This window comes from Dysosmobacter segnis (assembly GCF_014297285.1).
In the GTDB taxonomy this organism is placed as follows: domain Bacteria; phylum Bacillota; class Clostridia; order Oscillospirales; family Oscillospiraceae; genus Oscillibacter; species Oscillibacter segnis.
Genome location: NZ_JACOQI010000001.1, coordinates 89310 through 113867, shown reverse-complemented (window position 1 = coordinate 113867; position 24558 = coordinate 89310). Strand labels below are relative to the sequence as shown.

23 protein-coding genes and 2 pseudogenes are annotated in these 24558 nt (G+C 55.7%); 12 read left to right on the top strand and 13 right to left on the bottom strand.

Going from position 1 to position 24558, the window contains the following annotated elements; translation table 11 throughout:
* Window positions 1-19 precede the first annotated feature (19 nt).
* Window positions 20-1543 (top strand): 4Fe-4S dicluster domain-containing protein, encoded by a 1524-nt coding sequence (locus H8Z83_RS00655; RefSeq protein WP_187013263.1) that lies wholly within the window; start codon window positions 20-22, stop codon window positions 1541-1543.
* On the top strand, window positions 1537-2460 hold the full coding sequence (locus H8Z83_RS00650) for an AEC family transporter (protein WP_187013262.1): 924 nt from the start codon (window positions 1537-1539) through the stop codon (window positions 2458-2460). The genes H8Z83_RS00655 and H8Z83_RS00650 overlap by 7 nt, the downstream gene beginning before the upstream one ends.
* Before the next feature lie 358 nt (window positions 2461-2818).
* On the opposite strand, the gene H8Z83_RS00645 is transcribed toward H8Z83_RS00650, so the two are convergent.
* Both H8Z83_RS00645 and megL read right to left on the bottom strand, forming a co-directional pair.
* Window positions 2819-3196, bottom strand: coding sequence for a RidA family protein (locus H8Z83_RS00645; RefSeq protein WP_187013539.1), 378 nt, complete (start codon window positions 3194-3196; stop codon window positions 2819-2821).
* A gap of 184 nt (window positions 3197-3380) precedes the next feature.
* Window positions 3381-4577, bottom strand: a complete 1197-nt coding sequence (gene megL / locus H8Z83_RS00640) for a methionine gamma-lyase (RefSeq protein ID WP_187013538.1) — start codon at window positions 4575-4577, stop codon at window positions 3381-3383.
* A 421-nt stretch (window positions 4578-4998) separates the two neighbouring features.
* On the opposite strand from megL, the gene H8Z83_RS00635 reads away from it, so the two are divergent.
* Window positions 4999-5958, top strand: coding sequence for a LysR family transcriptional regulator (locus H8Z83_RS00635; RefSeq protein WP_187013261.1), 960 nt, complete (start codon window positions 4999-5001; stop codon window positions 5956-5958).
* A gap of 161 nt (window positions 5959-6119) precedes the next feature.
* Here H8Z83_RS00635 and H8Z83_RS00630 read toward each other — a convergent pair whose 3' ends face one another.
* The 5 genes from H8Z83_RS00630 to H8Z83_RS00610 all read right to left on the bottom strand — a co-directional run bounded on the left by H8Z83_RS00630 (window position 6120) and on the right by H8Z83_RS00610 (window position 10895).
* Window positions 6120-7625 carry a Na+/H+ antiporter NhaC family protein gene (locus H8Z83_RS00630; RefSeq protein WP_256435278.1) on the bottom strand — a complete coding sequence of 502 codons (1506 nt, stop codon included), beginning with the start codon at window positions 7623-7625 and terminating at the stop codon, window positions 6120-6122.
* 243 nt (window positions 7626-7868) lie between these two features.
* Window positions 7869-8519, bottom strand: coding sequence for an HAD family hydrolase (locus H8Z83_RS00625; RefSeq protein ID WP_187013259.1), 651 nt, complete (start codon window positions 8517-8519; stop codon window positions 7869-7871).
* Between the two features lie 18 nt (window positions 8520-8537).
* Window positions 8538-9269, bottom strand: coding sequence for a purine-nucleoside phosphorylase (gene deoD, locus H8Z83_RS00620; RefSeq protein ID WP_187013258.1), 732 nt, complete (start codon window positions 9267-9269; stop codon window positions 8538-8540).
* Window positions 9270-9281: 12 nt separating this feature from the next.
* Window positions 9282-10361 (bottom strand): S-methyl-5-thioribose-1-phosphate isomerase, encoded by a 1080-nt coding sequence (mtnA, locus tag H8Z83_RS00615; RefSeq protein WP_187013257.1) that lies wholly within the window; start codon window positions 10359-10361, stop codon window positions 9282-9284.
* Between the two features lie 12 nt (window positions 10362-10373).
* Window positions 10374-10895 (bottom strand): nitroreductase family protein, encoded by a 522-nt coding sequence (locus tag H8Z83_RS00610; RefSeq protein WP_187013256.1) that lies wholly within the window; start codon window positions 10893-10895, stop codon window positions 10374-10376.
* A gap of 158 nt (window positions 10896-11053) precedes the next feature.
* Here H8Z83_RS00610 and H8Z83_RS20495 point away from each other — a divergent pair.
* The 3 genes and pseudogenes from H8Z83_RS20495 to H8Z83_RS00595 form a co-directional block, all read left to right on the top strand.
* A pseudogene (locus tag H8Z83_RS20495) lies at window positions 11054-11167 on the top strand (sporulation transcriptional regulator SpoIIID); the annotation flags it as partial.
* Window positions 11168-11602: 435 nt separating this feature from the next.
* Window positions 11603-12151 (top strand): hypothetical protein, encoded by a 549-nt coding sequence (locus H8Z83_RS00600; protein WP_187013255.1) that lies wholly within the window; start codon window positions 11603-11605, stop codon window positions 12149-12151.
* Between the two features lie 10 nt (window positions 12152-12161).
* Window positions 12162-12863 (top strand): hypothetical protein, encoded by a 702-nt coding sequence (locus tag H8Z83_RS00595; protein ID WP_187013254.1) that lies wholly within the window; start codon window positions 12162-12164, stop codon window positions 12861-12863.
* Window positions 12864-12928: 65 nt separating this feature from the next.
* On the opposite strand, the gene H8Z83_RS00590 is transcribed toward H8Z83_RS00595, so the two are convergent.
* Window positions 12929-13423, bottom strand: coding sequence for a hypothetical protein (locus H8Z83_RS00590; protein ID WP_187013253.1), 495 nt, complete (start codon window positions 13421-13423; stop codon window positions 12929-12931).
* Window positions 13424-14776: 1353 nt separating this feature from the next.
* Between H8Z83_RS00590 and H8Z83_RS19840 the strand changes: the two genes are divergently transcribed.
* From H8Z83_RS19840 to H8Z83_RS00565, 6 genes and pseudogenes are all read left to right on the top strand, one after another.
* Window positions 14777-14911 carry a hypothetical protein gene (locus H8Z83_RS19840; protein ID WP_256435277.1) on the top strand — a complete coding sequence of 45 codons (135 nt, stop codon included), beginning with the start codon at window positions 14777-14779 and terminating at the stop codon, window positions 14909-14911.
* 106 nt (window positions 14912-15017) lie between these two features.
* Window positions 15018-16664 carry a recombinase family protein gene (locus tag H8Z83_RS00585; protein ID WP_187013252.1) on the top strand — a complete coding sequence of 549 codons (1647 nt, stop codon included), beginning with the start codon at window positions 15018-15020 and terminating at the stop codon, window positions 16662-16664.
* A pseudogene (locus tag H8Z83_RS00580) lies at window positions 16621-16767 on the top strand (sporulation transcriptional regulator SpoIIID); the annotation flags it as partial. The gene H8Z83_RS00585 and the pseudogene H8Z83_RS00580, both read left to right, overlap by 44 nt.
* 14 nt (window positions 16768-16781) lie before the next feature.
* Window positions 16782-17039, top strand: a complete 258-nt coding sequence (locus H8Z83_RS00575) for a hypothetical protein (protein WP_187013251.1) — start codon at window positions 16782-16784, stop codon at window positions 17037-17039.
* A 210-nt stretch (window positions 17040-17249) separates the two neighbouring features.
* Window positions 17250-18254, top strand: a complete 1005-nt coding sequence (locus H8Z83_RS00570; RefSeq protein ID WP_187013250.1) for an LCP family protein — start codon at window positions 17250-17252, stop codon at window positions 18252-18254.
* 23 nt (window positions 18255-18277) lie between these two features.
* A complete protein-coding gene (locus tag H8Z83_RS00565) occupies window positions 18278-19750 on the top strand; it encodes an S-layer homology domain-containing protein (RefSeq protein ID WP_187013249.1) in 1473 nt (490 codons plus the stop codon).
* Window positions 19751-20057: 307 nt separating this feature from the next.
* Here the strand turns inward: H8Z83_RS00565 and H8Z83_RS00560 are convergent, their stop codons facing one another.
* The 5 genes from H8Z83_RS00560 to H8Z83_RS00540 all read right to left on the bottom strand — a co-directional run bounded on the left by H8Z83_RS00560 (window position 20058) and on the right by H8Z83_RS00540 (window position 24513).
* Window positions 20058-21152: a DUF3810 domain-containing protein gene (locus H8Z83_RS00560; protein ID WP_187013248.1), complete on the bottom strand. Its 1095-nt coding sequence runs from the start codon at window positions 21150-21152 to the stop codon at window positions 20058-20060.
* A 94-nt stretch (window positions 21153-21246) separates the two neighbouring features.
* Window positions 21247-21981 carry an ABC transporter ATP-binding protein gene (locus H8Z83_RS00555; RefSeq protein WP_187013247.1) on the bottom strand — a complete coding sequence of 245 codons (735 nt, stop codon included), beginning with the start codon at window positions 21979-21981 and terminating at the stop codon, window positions 21247-21249.
* The gene (locus H8Z83_RS00550) at window positions 21978-22769 is read right to left on the bottom strand and encodes an ABC transporter ATP-binding protein (protein ID WP_187013246.1); all 792 of its coding nucleotides are present in this window, start codon (window positions 22767-22769) and stop codon (window positions 21978-21980) included. Before H8Z83_RS00550 ends, H8Z83_RS00555 begins: the two co-directional genes overlap by 4 nt.
* Window positions 22769-23578, bottom strand: coding sequence for an ABC transporter permease (locus H8Z83_RS00545; RefSeq protein WP_187013245.1), 810 nt, complete (start codon window positions 23576-23578; stop codon window positions 22769-22771). Before H8Z83_RS00545 ends, H8Z83_RS00550 begins: the two co-directional genes overlap by 1 nt.
* The gene (locus tag H8Z83_RS00540; protein WP_187013244.1) at window positions 23575-24513 is read right to left on the bottom strand and encodes an ABC transporter permease; all 939 of its coding nucleotides are present in this window, start codon (window positions 24511-24513) and stop codon (window positions 23575-23577) included. The genes H8Z83_RS00545 and H8Z83_RS00540 overlap by 4 nt, the downstream gene beginning before the upstream one ends.
* Window positions 24514-24558: the final 45 nt, after the last annotated feature.

The window sequence follows — 24558 nt, the reverse complement described above, 5'->3', positions numbered from 1 at the left end:
CGGACACAGGAGGAAAGACATGAGAGGTGTACACAGCGCGGTAGACGATATCCGCCGCAGCGTATTCACAGAAGTGGCCCGACTGGCCTATGAGAGCGACGATTACAAGCAGGTGGACATGATCCCCTACAAGATCGTTCCCGGAGAGGTTGCCCACCATCGCCATGACGTGTTCCTGGAGCGGGCCATTGTTTCCGCCCGGCTCAAGCTGGCTCTGGGCATGGATCTGGACCCCAACGGCCCCTCTGCCCCCATCAGCGCCAATATCCAGGATGCCGCCACGGATCAGAAATATTTCAACGAGCCCCTGGTCAATATCATCCCCTATGCCTGCAACGCCTGCCCTCCCAAGCAGGTCCGCATCACCGACAGCTGCCAGGGCTGCATTTCCCACCCCTGCATGAACGTCTGCCCCAAGGACGCCATCTATCTGGATGAAAACAAGCGCTGCCACATTGATCAGAGCAAGTGTATCAAGTGCGGCAAGTGCTTTAACCAGTGCCCCTACCGGGCGATCTCCAAGGTGGAGCGCCCCTGTGCTGCCGCCTGCGGCATGGACGCCATCGAGTCCGATGAGCTGGGCCGGGCTAAGATCAATTATGATAAGTGCGTCTCCTGCGGTATGTGCCTGGTGAACTGCCCCTTCGCCGCCATCGCCGACAAGAGCCAGATCTTCCAGCTGATCCAGGCCATCAAGCGTGGTGAAGAGGTCATCGCCTGCGTGGCTCCCGCATTTGTGGGACAGTACGGCCCCGACGCTACTCCCGCCAAGCTGAAAACCGCCATGCGGACCCTGGGCTTTGCCGACGTGGTGGAAGTAGCCATCGGCGCTGACCTGTGCACCGTGGAGGAGGCCAACGACTTTTTGCGGGAGGTGCCGGAAAAGATTGACTGGATGGGCACCAGCTGCTGCCCCGCCTGGTCCATGATGGCCAAGAAGCTCTTCCCCCAGTTCAAGGACAACATCTCCATGGCCCTGACCCCCATGGTTATCACCGCCCGGATGGTCAAGAAGGACCATCCCAACGCCCGTATCGTCTTTATCGGGCCCTGCGCCGCCAAGAAGCTGGAGGCCAACCGGAAGTCCGTCCGTTCCGACGTGGATTTTGTGCTGACCTTCGAGGAGCTTCTGGGTATGTTTGACGCCAAGGAGATCGACTTCAAGACCCTTGAGGCAGATCCTGCTGACGGCATGGACGAGGGCAGCGGCTTTGGCCGCGGCTTCGCCGTGGGCGGTGGCGTGGCTGCCGCTGTGGTGGAAGCCATCAAGCACATTGACCCGGATCGTGAGATCCTCATTGAGTACGGCGATGGTCTGAAGGAATGCCGCAAGATGCTGGCCATGGCTAAGGCCGGCAAGCGCAACGGCTATCTGCTGGAGGGCATGGGCTGTCCCGGCGGCTGCGTGGCCGGCGCCGGCACCCTCCGTCCCGTCAAGGAATCCACCGCCAGCGTGGAGCGCTTTAAAAATGCCGCTTCCAGCATGAGCACTACGGAAAGTCCCTATCTGGGCCGTCTGAAAGACGTAGAGGAGAAATGCTGAGTCTGATCCTGCTGCAGCAGATCGCCCAGTTGTTTATCATTATCTTTCTGGGTTGGGCCATTGTAAAGGCCGGTATCTTGAAATCAGAGGACAGTCGTGTACTGTCCATGCTGTTGCTGTATGTCATCATCCCCTGCGTGATCCTGAACGCTTTTCAGATCGAGCGCACAACGGATACCGTACGCATGATGGAGCTTTCGCTTCTATCTGCACTGATGATGAACGTGCTGAGTCTCGTGCTGGGAAGACTGTCGGCAAAGCTGTTTTGCCTAAATACAGTGGAAACAGCCTCTGTCATGTACTCGAACTGCACCAACATGGTGGTTCCGCTTGTCATCGGAATTTTTGGTGAAGATTGGGTCATGTATGTGACCTGCTACTCTATCGTGCAGACCATTCTGGTATGGACCCATGCCCGGATCCTCATCAGCGGCAAAAAAGAGATCTCCCTGCGGGATCTGGTATGCAATGTGAACATTCTGGCGATTGCCATAGGTCTGTTTCTGTTTGCATTTCAGATCCAGCTGCCCGCAGTCATTCGGTCGGCATTCGCCATGGCCGGAAATACCATGGGCCCGGTTGCCATGCTGATCATCGGTATGCTGATGGCGGATATGGATATGCAGCATCTGCGCTCCTATCGCCAGCTCTGGAAGCCTGTGCTGCTGCGACTGATCGTACTGCCGGTTATTTTGGTCTGCGTTGCCAAATACAGCGGTCTGGCCGCGCTGGCCCCTCACGGAGAAACGCTGATCATCATCAGTCTGCTCTCTGTGATCGCGCCCTCCGCCAACATTGTGACCCAGTTCAGTCAGATGTTCGGTCGGGATGCCCTCTATGCCAGTCTGATCAACACGGTGACCATGCTGCTCTGCATCATCACGATGCCGCTGATGATCACCCTGTTCCAGATGTGACCGCGCAGAAAATAGCGACTGGTTTTATTCGGCTATCCCCGTTTTTCACATAATCCCCCTATATGCACAAAAAGAGACGCCCGGTCGGGCGTCTCTTTTTTCGTGTTGAATTTTTTTCGACACACTCTGTCTTCTGTTTTCAGAGCTTCACAAAAGTCCTGAAAATGTTTGATTTCAATGGCGCGTCCCCTGGGTTTTCCGCACACATACCTTTTCTTCCCGGCAGCCAGGACTCTCTCCTCTATTAAACTATTTTCAAAAACTGCAGGCCGCTTTTCCGCCGTTCAGCGGAAAAGCGGCCTGTCCATTTCAAAACAAACGCTTTGCTTTTTGGTGCTCTTTGGTTGTCAGAAATGTCTTACTTGCAGACAGCGATGATCTCAATCTCGCACAGCAGCTTCTTGGGCAGCTCCTTCACGGCCACGCAGGAACGAGCGGGCTTGCCGGTGAAATACTTGCCGTACACGCCGTTGAAAGCAGCGAAGTCTTCCATGTTAGCCAGGAAGCAGGTGGTCTTGATGACGTCCTCGAAGCCCAGGCCGTTAGCAGCCAGAATGGCCTTGATGCTCTGGCAGGCGCGCTCAGCCTGCTCCTCGATGGTGGTGCCGACGATCTCACCGGTACCGGGCATCAGGGGGACCTGGCCGGAAGCAAACAGGAAGCCGTTGGCGGAGATAGCCTGAGAATAGGGGCCGATTGCGGCGGGGGCATCGGGAGTGTTGGTGTAATTCATAATGATGTACTTCCTTTCCAAATCGTTTCGTGCTGATTTTCCAAATCATGCCGTAGACAGAATTCCTTGAATCGTCCACGATTCAAGTATAAACACGGATCCGGCTTCTGTCAACCCTTGCCGATCCGGTCAAAAACCCCGCCGCCCCTCCTTCAAGAGGAGCGGCGGGTCAATTTTTTTGTGTAAATTACACCAAGGTGTCCAGGACAGCCTTCAGATCAGCGATGATGTCATCGGGATCTTCCAGACCGACGGAGATACGGACCAGACCCTCGGAAATGCCGGAAGCCTTCAGCTCCTCGGGAGTGTAAGTGGAGTGAGTCATGGAAGCGGCGTGCTCGACCAGCGTCTCGGCATCGCCCAGAGACACGGCGATGGTGCACAACTGCAGCTTGTTCAGAGCGTTGGCAACGGCATCGCGGTCGGCCTTCAGCTCAATGGACATCATGCCACCGTACAGCTTCATCTGCTTCTTGGCGATCTCGTGGCCCTCGAAGTCCTCCAGACCGGGATAATAGACCTTGTCGATGGCGGGATGATCGTGCAGGAACTCGGCAACCTTCATGGCGTTGGCGCTGTGGCGCTCCATACGGATGTCCAGCGTCTTGAGGCCGCGGGCGATCAGGAAGGCGTTGAACGGGCTCATAACGGCGCCGGTCATATCCTTCAGGCCGAACATACGGCACTTGCCGATGAACTCAGCGTCAGAAATCACGAAGCCCGCAATCACGTCGCCGTGGCCGTTGATGTACTTGGTAGCGCTGTGGACAACCACGTCAGCACCCAGGCTCAGGGGCTGCTGGATGTAAGGAGAGCAGAAGGTGTTATCCACGATGACGCGGATGTTCTTGTTGTACTCGTGAGCGATTTTGGCGACCTCAGCGATGTCAACCACCTTCAGAGTGGGGTTGCAGGGGGTCTCCAGATAGACAACCTTGGTCTTCTCGGTCAGAGCGGCTTTCACGGCAGCGAGATCGGCGAAGTCAACAAACTTCACGCCCACGCCGAACTTGCTCATGCCGTGGTTCAGCAGAGCGAAGGTGCAGCCGTACAGGGTATCGCTGGCAACGATCTCGTCACCGGCCTCAACAGAACTCCACAGAGCGGAGGAGATAGCGCCCATGCCGGAAGCGGTAGCCAGAGCAGCCTCGCCGCCTTCCAGAGCAGCCAGCTTCTCCTCGACCTGAGTCAGAGAGGGGTTGCCCAGACGGGAGTAGATGTAGCCCTCTTCCTGACCAGCGAAGCGGGCGCCGCCCTGCTGCACGGTATCAAACTCGAAGGTAGAGGTCTGATAAATCGGGGTGCACAGTGCGCCGACACCGTTGTCATGCTTACCAGCGTGAATCTGACGAGTAGCGAAGCCCATGTTCTTGCAATCCATAATAAATGCCTTCCTTTCCTTGTTCCGGGGCCGGTGAGACCGGCAAATTTTGTTGTTATCGTTTTTCAGTTATCTGTAAGAACTTTCCACGTTTCTGGCAAAAGGAGAGAGCGAGTCGAGTAGAGAGGTGTTTACACGCAAAATTTATGTAAACATTTGCCGTAAACCGGAAAGTCTCATCGGATACTTTTATTGGATTTCACCTATTATACTATCACGTTCCGCGAAAAGGTGTTAGTATCTCTTTTTCGCAATTCATTCACAGTTATTTTAATAATGGATTGACTTTTCGTGATAGGCTCCGTATAATGTGGTTCAACAAATGATGCGTAACTATATCCATGGGAGCCCGGCGGACGGACTTGTGTTCCCCTGCGGCATCCTGTGAAAAATTTTATGAATTTTGTAAAAAGGAGACGATCCAATGACCTTTCAGCAGCTGACGTATGTGGTAGAAATCTCCAAATGCGGTTCCATCAACAAGGCCGCCCACAAGCTGTTCCTGTCCCAATCCGGTATTTCCACCGCCGTGCGGGAACTGGAGGAGGAATTGGGTATCAAATTCTTCGTCCGCAGCAACCGGGGCGTGGAGTTCACGCCGGAGGGCAAGGAGTTTCTGGGCTATGCAGTCTCGCTGCTGGAGCAGAAGCAGCGGATCGAGAGCCTGTACGGCGAATCCCGCAGCACCATCGCGCCGGTGCATTTCAGCGTTTCCACCCAGCGGTATCCCTTTACTGAGGACGCTTTCCTGGAAATGCTCCAGCAAAATCAGGAAAACCGCTATCAATATACATTGAAAGAGACCAGCATGGACGGCGTGATCGACGATGTGTATGACCACCGGGCGGACATCGGCGTCATCTTCCTGACCAAATTAACGGAAAAGATCGTCTGCCGTCTGCTGGACGCCCGGGAGCTGACCTTCCACGAGCTGGCGGCGGTGCCCCCCTGTGTATACGTCCGGAAAGGACATCCCCTCACCCAACTGGAACACGTGTCGGAGGCAGATCTGGAGGGCTATCCTTACAGTTCCTTTGAACAGGCTCAGGGCGTAGCCGTGGACTTTTCTGAAGAGCTTCCCATGGTATCCATGCGTAAGCCCTCCAAGGCCATCATTGTCAACAACCGCTCCACCGCCATGAATGTTCTGGCCAATACGGACGCTTACAGCACCGGCAGCGGCCTCCTTGCAGAGCATCTCTCCCCCGCCAATGTGGTCACCATCCCTCTGGCAGACAAGGATCCGGTACGACTGGGCTGGATCTATCCGCAGAACGCCAAGCTCTCCTCTCACGCCGAGGGATTTGTCCGCCTTCTGGAACAGTCTATTCAGCGTTCCATTGCATATACCTCTTCCCTGCATCGTCAGATCGTCGGCAAATAAGCACATATAAATAAATGAACCGGACGATTTCGTCCGGTTTATTTTTTGCGCAGGTTCTTTTCGCCTGAAACACAGAACCTTGCAGGCAACAGGAAAACGCCGGCCAATGGCCGGCGTTTTCCGTTAGGAGAGTGCGAGAGTAGGAGAGATCCAATGTTTGATTACTGCTGTGCCTCAGCGGCTTCCTTCTCCAACAGGGCCTTCTTAGCGGCCACGTTGGACTCAGCGCAGTCATACTCCCAGTTCCAGGGATCCTTGCGGCAGATACCATCGGCGAAGGGGATGAAGATGGACAGGATGCCGAAAGCAGCCAGGAACCAGCAATACCACAGAGAGCCAAGGATGTTGGCGGCGCTGATGGTGGTGCCGTTGGTAACGGTAGCGTTGCACAGGGAGGAAGCTACCAGGAGCTGCGCGCCGTAGGGGATGATGCCCTGGAACACGCAGGAGAACATATCCAGCAGAGAAGCGGTGCGGCGGGGGTCAACCTTGTACTCGTGAGAGACCTCACGGGCCATGTCGCCAGCCACGATGATAGCCACGGTGTTGTTAGCGGTAGCGCAGTCGCAGAGAGAGACCATAGCGGCAATGCCCACCTGAGCGGACTTGTTGCCCTTCATGACCTTGCCCAACTTCTGGATGATCCACTCGATACCGCCGTTCTTGGCGATCAGCTCAGACATACCGCCGCACAGCAGGGTCAGGAAGAAGACCTCGTTCATGCCGCAGAAGCCGTTGTAAACAGCCTGAGCGAAACCGGCCAGATCGATAGCGCCGGTGGCGATGCCCACGATACCGGCAGCGAAGATGCCGATGGTCAGCACCAGGAACACGTTCATGCCGACCAGAGCCAGGATCAGAACCAGCAGATAGGGAATAACCTTGATGAAGCTGTAGGACAGGTCGCCGATCTCGGTAACGGTCTCGGGACGGCCCACGATCAGCAGCACCACGATGGTGACCAGAGCGGCAGGCAGAGCGGTGAGGAAGTTCACGCGGAACTTATCACGCATCTCGCAGTGCTGGCTGCGGGTAGCGGCGATGGTGGTATCGGAGATCATGGACAGGTTATCACCGAACATAGCGCCGCCGATAACTGCGCCCAGAACAACCATCATGTTCAGGCCACCCTTTTCCGCAACGCCGACAGCGATGGGAGTGATGGCGGAGATGGTGCCCATGGAAGTACCGGTAGCGGTGCCCATGAAAGCAGCGATGACGAACAGGCCAGCGGCCAGGAACTGGACGGGAACCAGGCTCAGGCCCAGGTTGACGGTAGCGTCGCGGCCGCCCATCTCAGCGGCCACGGTGGCGAACGCGCCGGCCAGGATGTAGATGATCAGCATGGTCAGAACGTCCACGTTGGCAGCGCCCTTGGCGAAGGTATCAAACTTTTCGTTGATGCTGCCCTTGAACATAATGAAGGCCACCAGAACGGCCAGGAACATCGCGGTAACAGAGGGGAACTGATAGAATGCCATGTCGACGCCCTTGGACTGGTAAACCAGACCGGCGCCCATGTAGACAACGATGAATACCAGGAACGGGAGCAGTGCGAGACCATTCGCTTTCTTGTTGTTCAGGGTATTGCCCATATAGGGTTCCTCCTTTTTTCTTCCAAAGCTTGTTGATAGGTTCTTGGGACTGCTTATTGTGTTTTTACACAATTAAAGTGGGGTTGCCTCTCTCCTCTATCGTCAAGTATACCATAATTGTGAACGGATTGTTAATGCTTTTTTTCTATAATTGGTTATCGCTTTCCTGATAGCAATTAAAACTTTTTCCGTTAACCGTTTTTCTATCGTTCCGCTGCTTCATTTTATGCACTTTTGAGTGCATTCAGCCCTCCCCTGGCAACTTTTTCAGACAGCAAAAAATTGAGGCGGCCCCTTGCGGGACCACCTCGATTTTCAGTTCATCAGGAGTTTTTCTAGTTCCGCCGGGGTATCTGCCAGAAAATCCGCTCCCGCGTTTACCAGATTTTCCCGGCTGCGGAAACCCCACGTCACGCCGCAGGCCTTCAAGCCCGCGTTGTGTCCGGTGCGGATGTCCACATCGCTGTCTCCCACCATCAGCGTCTCCTCCGGTCGGGCGTTCAGCTTTTCCAGAATCCCGCGGGCCACGCCGGGGTCCGGCTTCACCGGTGTGCCGGGGAGATTCCCCCGGATCACCTCAAAAATACCGGGGAAGTAGTGAGCTACGATCACCTGACTGAATTCGTCCGCCTTGTTGGAGCAGACCGCCAGCTGCACTCCGGCGGCTTTCAGCTTTTTCAGCAGCTCCGGCATCCCGGCATAGGGCGCGGTCAGCTCCATATTGTGAGCACCGTAAACCCGGTTGAACTGCGCAAGGGTCCGTTCCAGCGTCTGCGGCTCCTGCGCCTCCGCCGGGGAGAACCGGCTCACCAGATTGGGGATGCCGTGACCCACCATGCCCTCGACGGCCTGTACGGTGTACTCCGGCCAGCCGTTTTCCCGGCAGACTGCGTTGGCGGCGGCCGCCAGATCCCCGATGGTATCCAGCAGCGTGCCGTCCAGATCAAAAATCACTGTGCGATACATGTATGATGCCTTTCTCTCTTATTCCGCCGCGTTCCACGCGGTCTCCAGGGCGATCTCCATCATCTCATGGAAGGAGTCCTGCCGCTCCTGAGCGCTCAGGGCTTCGCCGGTAAAAATATGGTCAGAAATGGTAAGGATAGACAGCGCCCGCTTGCCGAAGCGCTGAGCCGTCCAGTAAATACCGGCGGTCTCCATCTCCACCGCCAGAATACCGAACTTCCGGTAGGTGGCGTTGGCCTCCGGATTGTCATTATAGAACTGGTCGGAGGTGAACACCTGTCCCACGTCCGCCCGGATGCCCAGCCGTTCCGCTGCTGCGGCAGCGTCCTTCAAAAGGCCGTAGTCCGCCGTGGCGCAAAGCTGGCCGGGGAACCGGTACTGGTCGGCAAAGTGGGAATTGGTGGAGGCGCCCATAGCCAGCACCACGTCCCGCACCTTCACATCCTCTCCGATGCCTCCGGCGGAGCCGATGCGGATGATGGTGTCCACGCCGTAGAAGTTATACAGCTCGTGGGCGTACAGTCCCGCAGAGGGAACGCCCATGCCGTGACCCATGACGGACAGCTTCCGACCCTTATAGATGCCGGTATAGCCCAGCATATTCCGCACGGTATTGAAGCACACCGGGTTTTCCAGATAGTGCTCCGCTACGAATTTCGCCCGCAGAGGGTCGCCGGGCATCAGTATCGCCTTGGCGATGACGCCCTCCTCCGCTGCGATGCAGGCAGAGGGAGATTCTAAAATAGCCATATCAGATCCTCCTTATTTTTTGTCCTTGAACAGCGCCGCAAGGCTCTCGGTAAAGGGCGGGTAGCAGATGCCCTTCTCCGTCACGATGCCGGTGAGCAGCTCATGGTCCGTCACATCGAAGGACGGGTTGAAGCACTTCACCTCCGGCAGGGCCATGGGCTTTTCGTACCAGAGATTCTTGATCTCGTCGCCGTCCCGCAGCTCGATGGGGATGTGCGCCCCGTCGGGACAGTTCATGTCGATGGTAGAGGTGGGCCCCAGCGTATACACCGGGATACCGTAGTGCTTGGCTAGGATGGCCACGCCGCTGGTGCCGATCTTGTTGGCGAAGTCGCCGTTGGCGGCGATGCGGTCACAGCCCACGAAGCAGGCCTGCACCCAGCCGTTTTTCATCACCATGGACGCCATGTTGTCGCAGATGAGGGTCACGTCTACCCCCGCCCGCTGCAGCTCATAGCTGGTAAGCCGCGCCCCTTGCAGAAGGGGGCGGGTCTCGTCGGCAAACACGCGGATGTGGATGCCCCGCTCCGCCGCCAGCAGGAAGGGGCCCTGTCCGGTGCCGTACCGGGAGGTGGCCAGCGGACCGGCATTGCAGTGGGTCAGAACGCCGTCGCCGTCCTTCAGCAGGCTCAGACCGTATTCGGAGATGGCGGTGCATTTGGCGATGTCGTCCTCGTGGATGTCCACCGCCTTGCGGTACAGGGCCTCCAGCAATTCCGCCCGGTCATCCTTCAAGTGGGCCTTGGCGGCATCCAGCATCTCCCCCACCGCCCAGCGGAGGTTCACCGCCGTGGGCCGGGCCGCCCCCAGCAGTTCGCCGTCGATCTGCAATTTCCGGTAAAAGGCCTCGTTGTCCTTGGCGTCAATGTCCCGGGCCAGCGCGTACATGCAGTAGCCCGCGCAGATGCCGATGGCCGGCGCGCCCCGGATGCGGAGCATTTTGATGGCCTCGATCATCTCCTCCACGGTGCGCAGCTCGATCTCTTTTTCCTCGTTGGGCAGCAGCGTCTGGTCGATGATGTACAGCCGCTCCGTGGCCTTGTCATAGCGGATGTTCTGAACGTGGGTCACCTGCCGGATCGCTTCATTCATAGTCTGCCCTCCTCACACATACAGAACGCGGTCCTCTTTCCGGGCCTTGTCCCCCAGGACAGCCTGATCCGTATAGCCTAAAATGCAGTTGCCGACGCCCTTCCAGTTTTCGCCCAGACCCCACTCCGCCAGCAAAGCCTTGCCCTCCGGCAATTCAAAGGTCTCCATGGCCCGGTTGATCCAGCAGGAGCCGATGCCCAATGCGGCAGCAGCGTTCATCAGGTTGCCCATTACCAGAGAGCCGTCCTGAAGCCAGTTGGGATACTCGCTGTCGGACAGCACCACAATGGCCTCCGGCGCACCATAAAAGGGTGTCCCCTCCGGTGTGCCTAAAATCCGGCTGTTCAGCCGTTCCAGTCTGGCAAGCACGGCGGCGTCCCGTACCACCACCAGCTTGGTGCTCTGGAGATTCTTGGCAGAGGGCGCGTAAAGGCCAGCCTCCACAATGGCGTCCAGATCCTCCTTTTTCAGCGGCTCCGGGCGGAATGCACGGATGCTGCGGCGCTCTTTCAGAATCTTTAATGCTTCATTCATGGCCAACACTCCTTTTGCAATAAGATCGTTATGGTTATTCTATCACGGTTTTTTTGATTCTCCAATATTTTTTCATGGGGAGCGGCCATATTTCCCCTTGCATAAGCCTGTTTTGGACCGCATAGGATAAAGCAACAAAAGGCGGGGAGTGTTGTGCTTTGAAGGGAAATATGGAGGAGCGGGCGGAGCGCCTTGCTCTTTACATCATAGAGAACCGGACCACGGTCCGCGCCGCCGCTGCCAAATTCGGCATCAGCAAATCCACGGTCCATACCGTAGATACTTTAAGTGTCGGTTCAATATGGTGTTCGATTTCTCGGCGTGATAGGACAAAAGGCGGTATGCTTTCAATGAGCGTACCGCCTTTTTACAAGGGGAAAAAAGAACGAAAGTGAAAATAGCACCGTCCCTCCCGCCGCAAGTCCCGCTATTTTGCCGCTATCACAAAATAGCAGGACACCGCCGAAAAAATCTGCCGACGCTTGTGGAGCGTGGCAGACCACAATGCCGCCCACACTCTTGCGGAGTATGGGCGGACATTGTTTTTTTGCGGCTTTGCTCTGGTCGGGCGGTGGGACGAGGGGACGAAAGACGGGGGACGAGGGACGGGAGCAGGCTTCACAGCCCTGCGGGGCTGTGTCAAACCTCTTTTTCGCATACTACGGCGTTCAATCGCCGTAGTATGTCAAAAAAGGAGGTTTCTGCTTATGCGTAATATCAACCGTTTGAACTTCCGAGACATTCAAGCATTAAACGGACTGCGGGTCTGCGGCTATGCCATGCGGGCAGATATGGAGAAAATCATCAGCTGCAACCGTGTTGAAACATTTTTGAAGCGGGGCTATCTGGAACAGCGTGTAGATTGCCGTGGGCAGTCTGTGCTGACCTACACGGGTAAAGGGAAAAACCTTATTCGGAAGATAGACACACTACAGGGGCGGACATTCTACCCGAAGCAGCCCAACGCCGTGAAGCATGACACCACGCTTTTCCGCCAGTACGTCGGCCTGTCGCCCACTGAACGCATGACCGCCAACTCGGAGACAGAGACACGGGACATATACCGCGAGTCGCTACACGGGAGCGGCCACGGAGACGGTCAGCGGCACTCCGTGCCTGATATGGTCTATACCAGCACATCAGGCGAACTGGTAGCTGTCGAAATCACGACCAGCAACTACACGCAGGAAAAACTGGAACTGAAAGAAGCCACCGCCCAAGCCATAGGGGCGAGTATTCATTTTGTGAGAGCATGAGGGGGAGCGTATGAATGAACTGACACCCAAAGAGGTACAAATCTTAGAAGTTGTCTATGACGCTTTCGGCGGGGCTTGCTTGGAGCGGCAGCTCCTTGCCTTCAGTGATGTTTCCCATGACGATATAGACGAACTTGCCAAAAAGAATTTCCTGAAACGGTACGAGGTGGAGGGCTTGCGTTTTCTCATTGTCCGTCATGCCTTTTACAAATGGATAGGCAACCCCAATAGGAGCTTCACCTTGACGGGCTACAACCTCAAGAAGTCCGCTCTGCTGACGGAATATTGGCTGGCGAAGTTCCCGACCGTCCCCCTACACTGTGGTCTTGTGCTGGACGGGCTGAAAGCGGGGACAATGAGCCAGCACCGAAAAGCCGACTGGAGCGGCTACCTCACCCTCCTACACGCACAGGGCTTTTATTCAGAGGGTATCGTCCCCAAGGACGACGGCAAGCACGGCGTTCGGCTCATGGCCTATTTTCCGCAGTCCACAAACCCCGCAACCATAGCCAAACGCATAAAGGGCTTCTTTGACAGCGAAAGCGAGTTCGAGGACATCGACGAGATAGAACCACGCTTGACGGTGTGTGTCGCCAGCGAGAGAGCGAAGGCCGCTATTCTCCGCCGCATAGACGGGCGGTATTGGTGGATAATGGAGCGGCTGGACTTTATCACGCTGACCTGTCCAGAGGTGGCGGGGCTTATCGTGTAAAGGAGAGCCGAGCGGCTGACCGCTCGGCTCTCCTTTGCTTACCGTACAAACCAGAACCCGTCTTATCAATCATCCCACTCAAAATTGGTATACCCACAATGCGGGCATATAACATACCCTTCAGAGTTATTTCCGTTTTCCCACGGAGCGGTATATTCTCCTCCACTTAAAGATTGTCCACAATTTGAGCATATACGACTGCTATTCTGTCTGCTGCTATCAAATGGACTAATCAATTCACCATCTTCAAGGTAAAAGCGTTCGCCGCACGATTTGCAGTTAAACCAATAAGTTGCATCTGGTGCATCACCCTGCACCATACCTCCACAATTTGGACATCTCGGAATCCCCATAGACTCCTGATAATCTTCTTCACTTTCATAAATATTATCCGGGGTTACATCATTTACAAAACCACATTCTGCACATATCCAAGTCCCACTATCTGTGTTAAATCCATCTTGTTCATTTAAAATAGCATTACAACCATCACAATGCCAAATGGTATCGTTGTCGCCTGAAGAAAACAAGCCTTTTAAAATACTTCCAAATAGACCCATATTATTTCCTCCATAAATCCTGATTTGTTAGCCCAATGATATTATTATTTTAATGGAAAGTCAGCACAATAGCAAGATATTTTCATTGTCAAACACTAAAACGGAATATTTCGGGCAACCCTGCTTATTGTATAAGGAAAGCAAAATTGAAAACAGGGCTGGCTACGCCCGCACGAAAGAATGGAAGCGTCGCCCGTGTTGAAAGTCTCACGCAAAAATAACTGGAGGGCTAACCACCCTTTACGCGGCCGTGAAAGGGTGGCGTCCTTTTCTTGCTCAAAATCTGAGTACCGCCCCTTGCTTTCGGGGCGTGAAAGGTGCGAGCCGTGAATCCCACGAGAGAGGCTGCCGCAGTCATCGAGCGGCGAGCGAGACCGTCCTGTTTGTGGGGGGCGAGTGAGTAGGCGTGGTAGCCTTACGGTATAATGGCAGACCTAAGACCGTCGGAGCTTGGTTGATAACCTGATGAACATTTTGATGTTCTTTCATTCCCCTGTGCTTTTTTTATTTTTAATAAGCACAGGGGGGAATGAAATTGAACGGCCAAAATCGAGGGAACAGATTCATTCCCCCGATTTTGAAATGGCCTGCCGGTTGTGGCACGGGTCTTGACCTACCCCCCCACCTCCCCGATGATAGACGAAAAGCCTTTCAATTTCAGGTAAGGGGTTAAAAATTAAAAAATATAAGAAATACTATACTCTTTTCTCTCTCCAAAAGCATAAAGGAAATAAAAATGTTTGATTCCCGCGAAAAAGAGTTATATTTGCCGAAGCACCGCATACTATTATAGTAGGAACGGCGTTGAGCCGCTCACTCTCCGAGCGGAGAGATTTTCGCTACACAAATAACCAAGGCAGGAATGTACTATGGCCGCCCGAATGACAAAAGGCGAAAGAAAGCAAACTGGTGAAGAAGAAAGACGCTTGACGGAATGACCGCCAAGCGTCTTTTTTGTCTGTTAGATTTTTAATATTTTGAAAATCTAATGCTCATAGTATTTTTTGAATATTTTCCGCACAAAACCAGTAATATTTAGCAGAACAAGGCGAAAATCAACAAAACCGGAGGGCTTTTAGAATATTGTTTTTCAAAATCTGTTCCGCACGGGCGGGGAGCAGAAATCTTGTCGCAAAAAATCAAAAAAATCAAGGGGAAAGTCTAACGAAAATATATCGTCAAAACACAACAAAGCGTCAAAAATTATAGAAACACTCCATATTGTCCATTTCCGAAAACTTTTTGCGTTATAATAAAGATGTCTCCGAAAAAAACACCACTCCCGAACATAATATGGGACAAGCCATCATAACAATAGAATACCGATAAGGAAAGGAGGAAACTTACTTAATTATGGCTTTACCTGCCCGTTCTTTTACGAAAGAGGAAGGTCAGGAATTGGAAATGGGCATTACTGCCATGCTCGCGGATGTCGCGGCAAGGACGATTTCCGAGCAAATTATTAACGAGATGAAAAGAGCAGGCTGATAGAGATGCCGAAAACTTACTATAATTCTTGACGCCACCCTCGGTTTCGGGGGTGGCTCTTTTCAGAGATATAAAACAATTAAAATATAGAAAGGACGATTCCCTAATGATGAACAGCAACTTGGCCTATGCAAATCCCCAGAAAATGCGGGCGGTGGCGTATATTCGCGTATCGACGGACAAGGAGGAACAGAAAAGTTCCCTCATCAACCAGCGGTCATTTTTTGAGACCTTTATTGAGCAGCGGGGCGACACGCTCACCCGCATTTACTGCGACGACGGAAAGTCGGCTACGAAAATGGAGAACAGAAAGGCATTGAACGAAATGCTGCGGGACGCGAGAGCCCACAAGTTCGACCGCGTTTATGTCAAAGATGTCAGCCGCCTGTTCCGTAATGTCAAAAACTTCGTCAATGTCATGTCGGAACTTTACGAACTCGGCATTAACATCTACTATGTCGATTTGGGCGGAACGAATGTTGACCCCGTTATTTTGAACCTGTTCGCAACGCTGGCGGAGAGCGAAAGCGAGAAGATGTCCACCCGTATCAAGTTTGCCAAGAACTTGAGCAAGCAGAAAGGCATTGTCCCTAATTTCGTATTCGGCTATGACCGTATCGACAAATGGACGATGGAGCCGAATCCGGAAGAAGCCGAAACCGTCCGCTTTATCTTTAATCGCTATACGGAGGACGGCTGGGGACAAGCCCGTATCGCCAAGTATCTCCACGAGAACGGCGTCAAGACGAAAAAGAACAAAAAGGACGCTTGGTCGAATGCGACCGTCGGAAAAATCCTTACCAATCAAATCTACATCGGGAAAGTTGTCAACGGCAGACAGACCACGAAAGGCCCGCTGACAAATCAGCGGGACAAGCATAGTGAAGAGGACTGGATTGTTGTTGAGCGACCGGAGTTCCGTATCATCAGCGACGAACAATTTGAAAAGGCTCAGCGGTTGAGAAAGGAAAACGCCGCACGCTATCCCACCCTTGGAACAAAAAGTGAAAAGCACATCTTTTCCAACCTTATCAAGTGCGGCTCCTGCGGCTTCTCCTATCGCCGCGTTCAGCGGAAATACTCGGAGAATACGCCCGTTCGTGCGTGGTGGGTATGCTCACACCGTTCCGTCTATGGCTCTGACCGCTGCGAAAGCGAGCACATCCGCATTGACGAGGACTGGCTGTTGAACTCCATTCGCCAACTGCTTGGCTCTATGGTGCGGGACAAGCAGAAGTTTTGTGCCATGGCGGAGCAGAAGTGTAATGCTATCATTCAAGAATATCTCGGCTCTACGCTGGGGCTTACCGTGGACGAACTCAAAGAACAGATTGACGGGCTGGAAAAGGAACGCGGACGCATTAAGGAAATGGCTCGCCGCGGTATCATCACGCTGGACGAGGCCGAACAGGATATGCTCCCTTTGAACGCCCGCGTTGAAAAACTTCGCTTCAAGCTGAATGAAGCGGACAAATCTCTGGAGGTCATGAAGCAGGTCAAAAAGAGGCTGTCTGCGTTCGTGTCCGATTTTTCCGCTTTCACCCTTACGGAAAATCTGACAAACGCAGACCTCAAGAAAATCATTGACAAAATCGTTGTCAAGAGCAAAGAAGAAATCTATGTCTACTTCAAAATCGGCGGCGAGTACGACGAGGTTTTCACCGTTCCCGTTCGTCTGACGGAGACCGTAGAAACCGACACCAATGTGGAACACGGTACACAAGGACATTTCAGAACGGCTGCCCCTTTTTAACCGGGCGCTGTACTTGCAGGTCAAGGAGGTGCTGGACGTGAACAAGGCCCAGCGGCACATCCGGGGCGGCATCGCCACCCGAAAAAAATACAAGGGTACATAGAAGGAGGAAGTCCCATGGCTGTACGTGATCCCGGCGGCTGCCGCCGCCAAAGCGGCCCCCAAAAGTCAAACGCTGTCCCGGAACTGCCCGCCGCTCCGGCAGTTCAGCCCGTCATGCGCCGATGGCCCCACCCGGTAGCGGTCCATCCCGCGCCGGAGGGACTGGCAGCAGAGCTTCATTATATCAGTTGCGCCCTTTCCCAGCAGACCCGGCAGCTGGACGAGATCCGGTGCCTGCTGAAAAGGCTGGCGAACAGCGCCGGAAGCGAATAGCAGGCTGCGGGGGACCTTCGGAGGGTCCCCCGCCTCCTTTAAGAAACGCCGATTTCCGTAGGCCAGCGTTTTTCGGACAGGCCGTTTGTGAATAAACTGGAAATTTCCCGGAACCCCTTGTAATTTGTGCCGTATCCTTATAGAATATTATGTAAATCTGTCGAAAAAGAGAAGCGGCCTTCGCCGCGCGTTAAAGGAGCGTCCGTTCACATGTCCAGAGCAGTCCGCCACAAAAAGCACCTCACTACCCTGCAAATTTTCCTGTCCATCGTCCTGATCCTGCTCACTGCCTGCGTGGCGGTGAAGGCATTTTTCCTGAAAGCCCCGGAACAAAAGGTGGATGAGCTGCCGTCCCAGTCTGCCTCCGCAGGGGATCCCCAGCTATCCGAGGAGGAGCAGGCGGCTCAGGAGGCCCTGCGGTCCCATCTGGAGCGCAAGGGCGGCTTTTACACCATTCTGGTCTCCGGCTCTGACGATGGCAACGGCAACAGCGACACTAATATTTTAGTAGCCGTGGACACGGTGAACGGCTATGTCTATGGCGTCAGCATCCCCCGTGACTCCAAGGCCGTATGGGATGGAAAATCCCACAAGATCAACGCCGCCTTCGGCAAGGGCGGCATGACCAAGCTGGCGGAGGTGGTGTCCGATCAGCTGGGCATCCCGGTGGACTACACCGTTTCCGTGGACCTCACCGGCTTTGAAGCGCTGGTGGACGCCATTGGCGGCGTGAATTTTGATGTACCCATCAACATGGACTATGACGATCCCATTCAGAACCTCAGTATCCATTTCAAAAAGGGCGTTCAATATCTCAACGGCGCCGACGCCATGCGGGTAGTCCGCTTCCGCCACAACAACGATGGCACCGGCTACGGCAGCGAGGATCTGGGCCGGATGCAGACCCAGCAGAAGTTTTTGAAGGCCGTGGCGAAGAAAATGCTCACCGCCAGCAATATCCTGACGAAAATCGACGATTACGCCAAAATTTTCAATCAGTATGTAGACACCGACCTGTCCGTGGGCAATCTGGCCTGGCTGGGCACAGAGGTTTTGAAAATGGGCGTGGACAAGATCGACTTCTCCACCCTGCCTAACGAGTGGAGATCTCCGTATATCTATCTGATCCCGGACGAAACTCTGACTCTGGTGAATACCTATCTCAACCCCTATGTGGAGGATCGGACGGCGGAGGACCTGCATCTTCCGTCCTGACCTCCGGAAAGGAGTGACACTCCATGAAAAAGCAAGCGCTGTCCCTGCTGCTGGCACTGTCTCTGATGAGCGTTCCCGCTCTGGCCAAGGAGAACAGCGCGGACAACTTTGTCCGCGGCAAAACCTATGCCGGTCAGTTCTCTGATCTGCCGGAAGGCCATACCTTTTATGAAAATGTAGCCGCCCTGTATGAATACGGTCTGTCTGTCGGCCAGGCCGACGGCACTTACGGCCTGACGGCGCCTATGACCGTGGGACAGGCGGTGATCTTCGCCGGGCGCATCCGCAGCCTGTATCGCACCGGAGACCCAGAGGCCGGCCCCGCCGCCTTCACTGCCGCCGCCATCGGTCTGAAGGACGCCCAGCGGGTCTATGCTCCCTACCTCTGGTACTTACAGGCGGAGGGTGTTTTAGACAAGGCTCTGGACGAGCAGCTCGCCAATGTGGCTACCCGAGCCCAGATGGCCCATGTGCTGGCAAATCTCCTGCCGGAAACAGTACTGCCCCCGGTCAACGATTCCCTCATCACTCAGGCCTACGCCAGCCGCCGCCGGATCACCGACGTGACGGAATACACTCCCTATTATAATGACATTCTCAAGCTCTATCGCTGCGGGATCAGCGTGGGCAGCGACGAGACCGGCTCCTTTCTGCCGGATTCTCCCATCACCAGAGGGGCCGCCGCAGCCATGCTGACCCGGATGGTGGATCCCTCCCTTCGACTGACGCCGGACTGGCACCTGCCGGAGCTTTACAGCGCCGAGGGGGCCGCCTACGAGGATCTGGTCACGGCGGGAACCTACATCGCCGCCCCAGAGACTGCGGCGGACTATGACCAGGCCGTCCGCTATATGCTCTCTCAGGGGGAAAACACCCTGTCCCTGAAATACGATCAGGACTTTACCGTTTCCAGTGCTCAGGAGGCTCTGAACAATGCCCTGCTGGCGGTCAAGCGGCACTGCGAGCAAGGCTATAACAACGCCTCCTGCTCCTATAACGCCGCCGGGACCATGATCCTGAAATTCAGCTCCATCGCCGGCGACCGTACCGAGGAATACCGGTCGGAAACGCTGTCTGCCGCCATTGCCGTCCATGACGCGCTGTGGCAGCAGGGGACCATTACCCCCGCCTCCACCCAGCGGGAGATCGCCTGGGCCTATTACCAGTGGATCGCCGCCAACTGCACCTACGATGACGCCGGGGACAACACCTCCGTCAGCCACCTGCCCTACAGCCTGTTTCATAACGGCAAGGCCGTCTGCGACGGGTATACCGGCGCTTACAATCTGCTTTTGAAGCTGGAGGGCATCGACTGCTACGCTCTCCCCAACGCCACCCACATCTGGACCGTGGCCACACTGGACGGCGAGACCGTCCACATCGACGCCACCTGGGGGGATCAGGGGAACACCGGCACAAAGCAGTATTTTGCCATGACCCCGGAGCAGTCTTATTCGCTGCACCCCTGGCCCAAGGAAAACGAACTGCCCCAATGATTCAAAAAAGGACTTCCGCAGCAATGCGGAAGTCCTTTTTGTTATACAAAAGCATGGCAACATAAGAAATATGCCATTTCCTCGCCCCTGCGGGGCAACCGGAAATGATGCGCGAAAACTTCATGCACTGGCATTTGCGCGTTTTCGTAGTGCGCCGCTCATGCATGAAGTTTTGCTATGCAAAAGCATAGCAAAATTAAGAAATGCGCCATTTCCTCGCCCCTACGGGGCAACCGGAAATGCTGCGCGAAAACTTCATGCACTGGCATTTGCGCGTTTTCGTAGTGCGCCGCTCATGCATGAAGTTTTATACCAGATTCTTATAATACGCCACCAGCAGCTCCACCACCATGCTGTAAGACTTCATGCCGTTGGCGTCACCGTAGGATTTCAGCGCGGCGTCATACACTGTGTCGGATACCTTTTCCACCACGTTGTCCCGGAACTGATCCCAATAGACGCTGTTGTCCCGGAGGTCTGCCTCCACCGCTGCCGGAAGGGTGCCCCGAATGGCCCAGTAAGCCTCCGGGTCTGTTTCGTACAAGGCGTTGCCAAGGTGGATGAATCCCAGCAGCCAGCCGGAATATATGTAGTCCGGCATCCCGCTGGTGACAGAGGCCAACACGCCCAAGAAGTTACACTCCTGCTCCCACGCGACGCCCCGCTGGTGGGCCAGTTCGTGGGCAATGGTGGAGGGCAGCAGGCAGGCGGGGCTGTCCACATTCACGTTGGACTCCCCCACACAGGCGAAATACACTCCGGTAAAGCCCATGACGCTCATAAACCGGGAGCAGCGTACCGCCTTGACCCCGGTATCCGGAAATTTGAGAAAGGGAAACAGTTCCGTCACACCGCCGTAGACCGACCGGCTCTCTGAAAGGATTTGCTCTTTCGACACCGCGTACACGCCGTTTTCGTCCCGTGGCACCGTGTTCGCCGTTTCGGACAGCCGCTCTGCGAAATAGGCGGTCACGTTTTTCAGATCTTCCGCAGCCACCGGCTGAGCTGTGATGCCGGAGCGATCCTGAAAGCTGTCTGTCCAGTAGTTCACGCCCCACATGAGGCAGAACAGGACGTAAACTGTCAAAATACCGTCCGCCGCTCCCAAAAGGGCGCTGTATACCCGCCGTCCCCGGTGACCCCTGGCCTTCACCACGGCGATCACTGACCAGACGGTATATGCCACAGCCCCCACTGCCGCCAGAGCATACAGGATTTCCATGATGGACAGGCTGGTAAGCGCGCACAGCCGCCCCAACGCCGCCTTCAGCGGTGTGGTGACGTGATCCGCAAAGCTGTTCATCAGCTGCCGGTTCTGCCGCAGAGCCAGATACAGGCCCAACACCGCCAGATCGACAGCCAGCCCGATATGCAGTTTTCGATATTTTTTCCAGAAGCTCATAGCAATGCCTCATCTGTCATTTTTCAAGCTCAGGATTTGGAAACAGCAGGCGGAACCGCCTGCTGTCCTTATATCCAGTTGTTCGGCTATGCGGTTATTCCGCCGCCGCCAACAGCTGCTTTGTGTACGGGTCCTTGGGATGGTCAAACAGCTCGTCCACCGTCCCCTGTTCCACAATGCGCCCCTGCTTCATCACCAGAGCAGAATCGCAAAGCTGGTAGACCACGTTCAGATCGTGGGAGATGAATAGGTAGCTGAGGTCCAGTTCATCCCGCAGTTCCCGCAGCAGCTTCAAAATCTGGGCCTGAATGGTCACGTCCAGTGCACTGACCGGCTCGTCAGCAATGAGGAAGCGGGGCCGCTGGATCAGGGCCACGGCGATGGACACCCGCTGCCGCTGTCCGCCGGAAAGCTCCGATGGCTTCGCCTTCAGCACTTCCTCCGGCAGCTCCACCCGTTCCAGCATCTCCCGGACTCGGCGCTTCCGCTCCGGGCCGTCATACTTTCCGTAGATCCGCAGCGGCTCCTCTAACAGCCACTCCACCGGATACGCCGGGTTCAGAGAGCTGTACGGGTCCTGAAAGATCATCTGAGGCCGTTTCGTATAATGGATGACCTGTCCGGCCTCCGGCCGCACCATGCCCAAGATGGTCTTGGCCAGCGTGGATTTTCCGGTGCCGGACTCGCCTACTAATCCTAAAATTTCACCCCGGTGCACATCGAAGGAAACATCGTGGAGCACCTCGTGAAAGTACTTACGGCCCAGCACGCCGCCTTCCCGATACCCGGCGGTAACATGTTGAAGGGAGAGTACCAATTCGTCCGTCATGGCCGCTCCTCCTTTCGGTTCCGGGTGGGGATGGCGTCGATCAGCTTTTGGGTGTAGGGGTGCTGAGGATGGTAGAATACCTGATCGGTATCTCCCTCCTCCACCAGAACGCCCCGCTGCATCACCGCCACCCGGCGGCACAGCTTCCGTACCACATTCAGGTTATGGGAGATAAACAGCATGGACACGCCGCTCTCCCGGTTCAGCTTTTTCAGCATTTCCAGAATTTGGGCTTGAATGGTCACATCCAGCGCCGTGGTAGGCTCGTCCAGCAGCAGCAGCTTGGGCCGGTTCACGATAGCCGCCGCGATCATAGCCCGCTGGAGCATACCGCCGGAAAGCTCATGGGGATATTTGTCGCAGATCCCCTCCGGGTCCGGCAGCTCCGCCGCCGCCATTGCCGCCAGCGCCCGCTGGTGGCGTTCCTCTTTCGGCATTTGGGTATGGATCCGCAGGGTCTCCTCCACCTGAGAGCCAATTTTCATCAGGGGGTCCATGCAGCTTTGAGGCTCCTGAAACACCACGCCGATCTCCGCTCCCTGAATCTCCCGCAAAACGGACCGGTCCGCGTGGAGCAGTTCCTGCCCGTCCAGCAGGATGCGGCCGGTATAGTCGCACTGCTTCCGGGGCAGCAGACCCGCCACGCTCATGGCGGTGACGGATTTTCCGGAGCCGGATTCACCCACCAGACCCAAGATTTCGCCGTCCTGAATGGTCAGGCTCACACCGCTGACCGCTTCCCGGTCCCGGTTATGAAATTTCACATGCAGATCCTGAATTTCCAGCATCAGACCTCACCTCCGCCCCGGCGCTGCAGTCCTTCGCCGATCAATCCCACGCCGAATACCATCCACACAAGGGTCAGGCCCGTTCCCAGCGCGTACCAGGGTGCGCTCATAAACATGCCCTGGCTTTCCGAGAGCATATAGCCAAGAGAGGCGTCCGGCGGCGTTACGCCGATGCAGAGATAGCTCATGGATGCCTCCGCCAGCACAGCGTTGTTGAAGCCGATGGTCAGCGCCGGCAGCAGCACGCTCCAAGTATTAGGCAGGATATGCCGCCACAGGATGCGGCTGCTGGATGCCCCCATGAGTCGGGCGCTTTTTACATAGTTGACCTCCCGCAGTCCGGCGTAGGTACCACGGGCCATCCGAGCAAAGCTGGGAATGAACACCAGCCCCAGAGCGAGGATGACGTTCCCGGTCTTGCCGGGGCCCAGCAGACTGATGACCACCAGTGCCAGCAGAATACTGGGAAATGCCGTCAGCACATCGCCAAGGCGCATCAGCACATCGTCCACGATGCCGCCGAAATAGCCGGTAACGGCGCCCAGCACCGTGCCGCACACCGCGCCCACGGCCACAGTACACAGCGCGATTCCGTAGGTGGTCCCGGCGCCCTTCAGCACCCGGCTGAAAATATCCCGGCCAAAGCTGTCCGTTCCCATCAGGTGAGCCAGAGACGGCCCCGTCAGCTTCGGCCCCGCTGCCATGGCGTTGGGGTCATAGGGCGTCCAGAAAAAGCCGAGAACGATCAGAGCCGTCAGGATGCCGGTCATCACCAGTCCCACTGTCAGGTAAGGATTTCTCTTTTTCATTTGCCGATCCCTCCCATCCGGGGGTCGATGCAGCGATTGACCAGATCCGCCAGAGTGCCGGAAAGCACCACCCAGAAGGCCAGGATCACCACGATGGCCTCCACCACAGGGTAGTCCTGACTGGAAATGGAGGCCACCAGCATCCGCCCCAGGCCCGGAACAGAGAACACCTGCTCCACCACGATGCTGCCCGCTACGATCTCCGCCATGGTCTGCCCCAGGAATGTGACGGTGGGCACCAGAGAGTTTTTCAGCACATGGCCCCACAGCACCTGCCGCCGGTCATTGCCACGGGCAATGGCCGTGCGGACATAGGGCTTGTTCATCTCGCTGATGACCGTGCTGCGCAGCATCCGCACCGTCATCGCCACCCGGGGGATGGCGATGGACACGGCGGCAAAGAATAAGTACACCAGAGACTTGCCAAGGTTCCGGTCCAGTCCTGGAAAGTCACCGGGGACAAAGGCCCGAAGGCAGATGCCGAAGCACCAGGAAATGAGGATACCGGTAAAGAACGGCGGTACTGCCATACAGAACTGATTCAGGAACGTGTGGAGCCCGTCCAGCTTTCCGTTGGCAGACAACAATCCCAAGGGCAGCGATACCACAACGATCAGCACAAAGCTCACCAGGCTCAAGCACAGCGTCACCAGCATTTTCGGGCCTAACAGCGCCTGCACCGGCTGGCGGTACTGGAAGGAAACGCCCAGATTTCCGGTGAAGAAACCGGCCAGCCATTCCCCGTACCGCACCAGCATGGGGCGGTTCAATCCCATTTCCGTCCGGAGGGCCTCCACCTTTTCCGGCGTGGCCTGCGTCCCCAGCAGGGTGGCGGCGGGGTCTCCGGAGATCATATCAAAAGCCGCGAACGTCAGAAGGGAGACGACGAGCATGGTGACAAGCAGCGTCAGAATTTTCCGCGCCGTGTATCGCATGACTGTCATCTCCCTTCCGGGTCAGCGGCGTCAAAACGTCCGCTG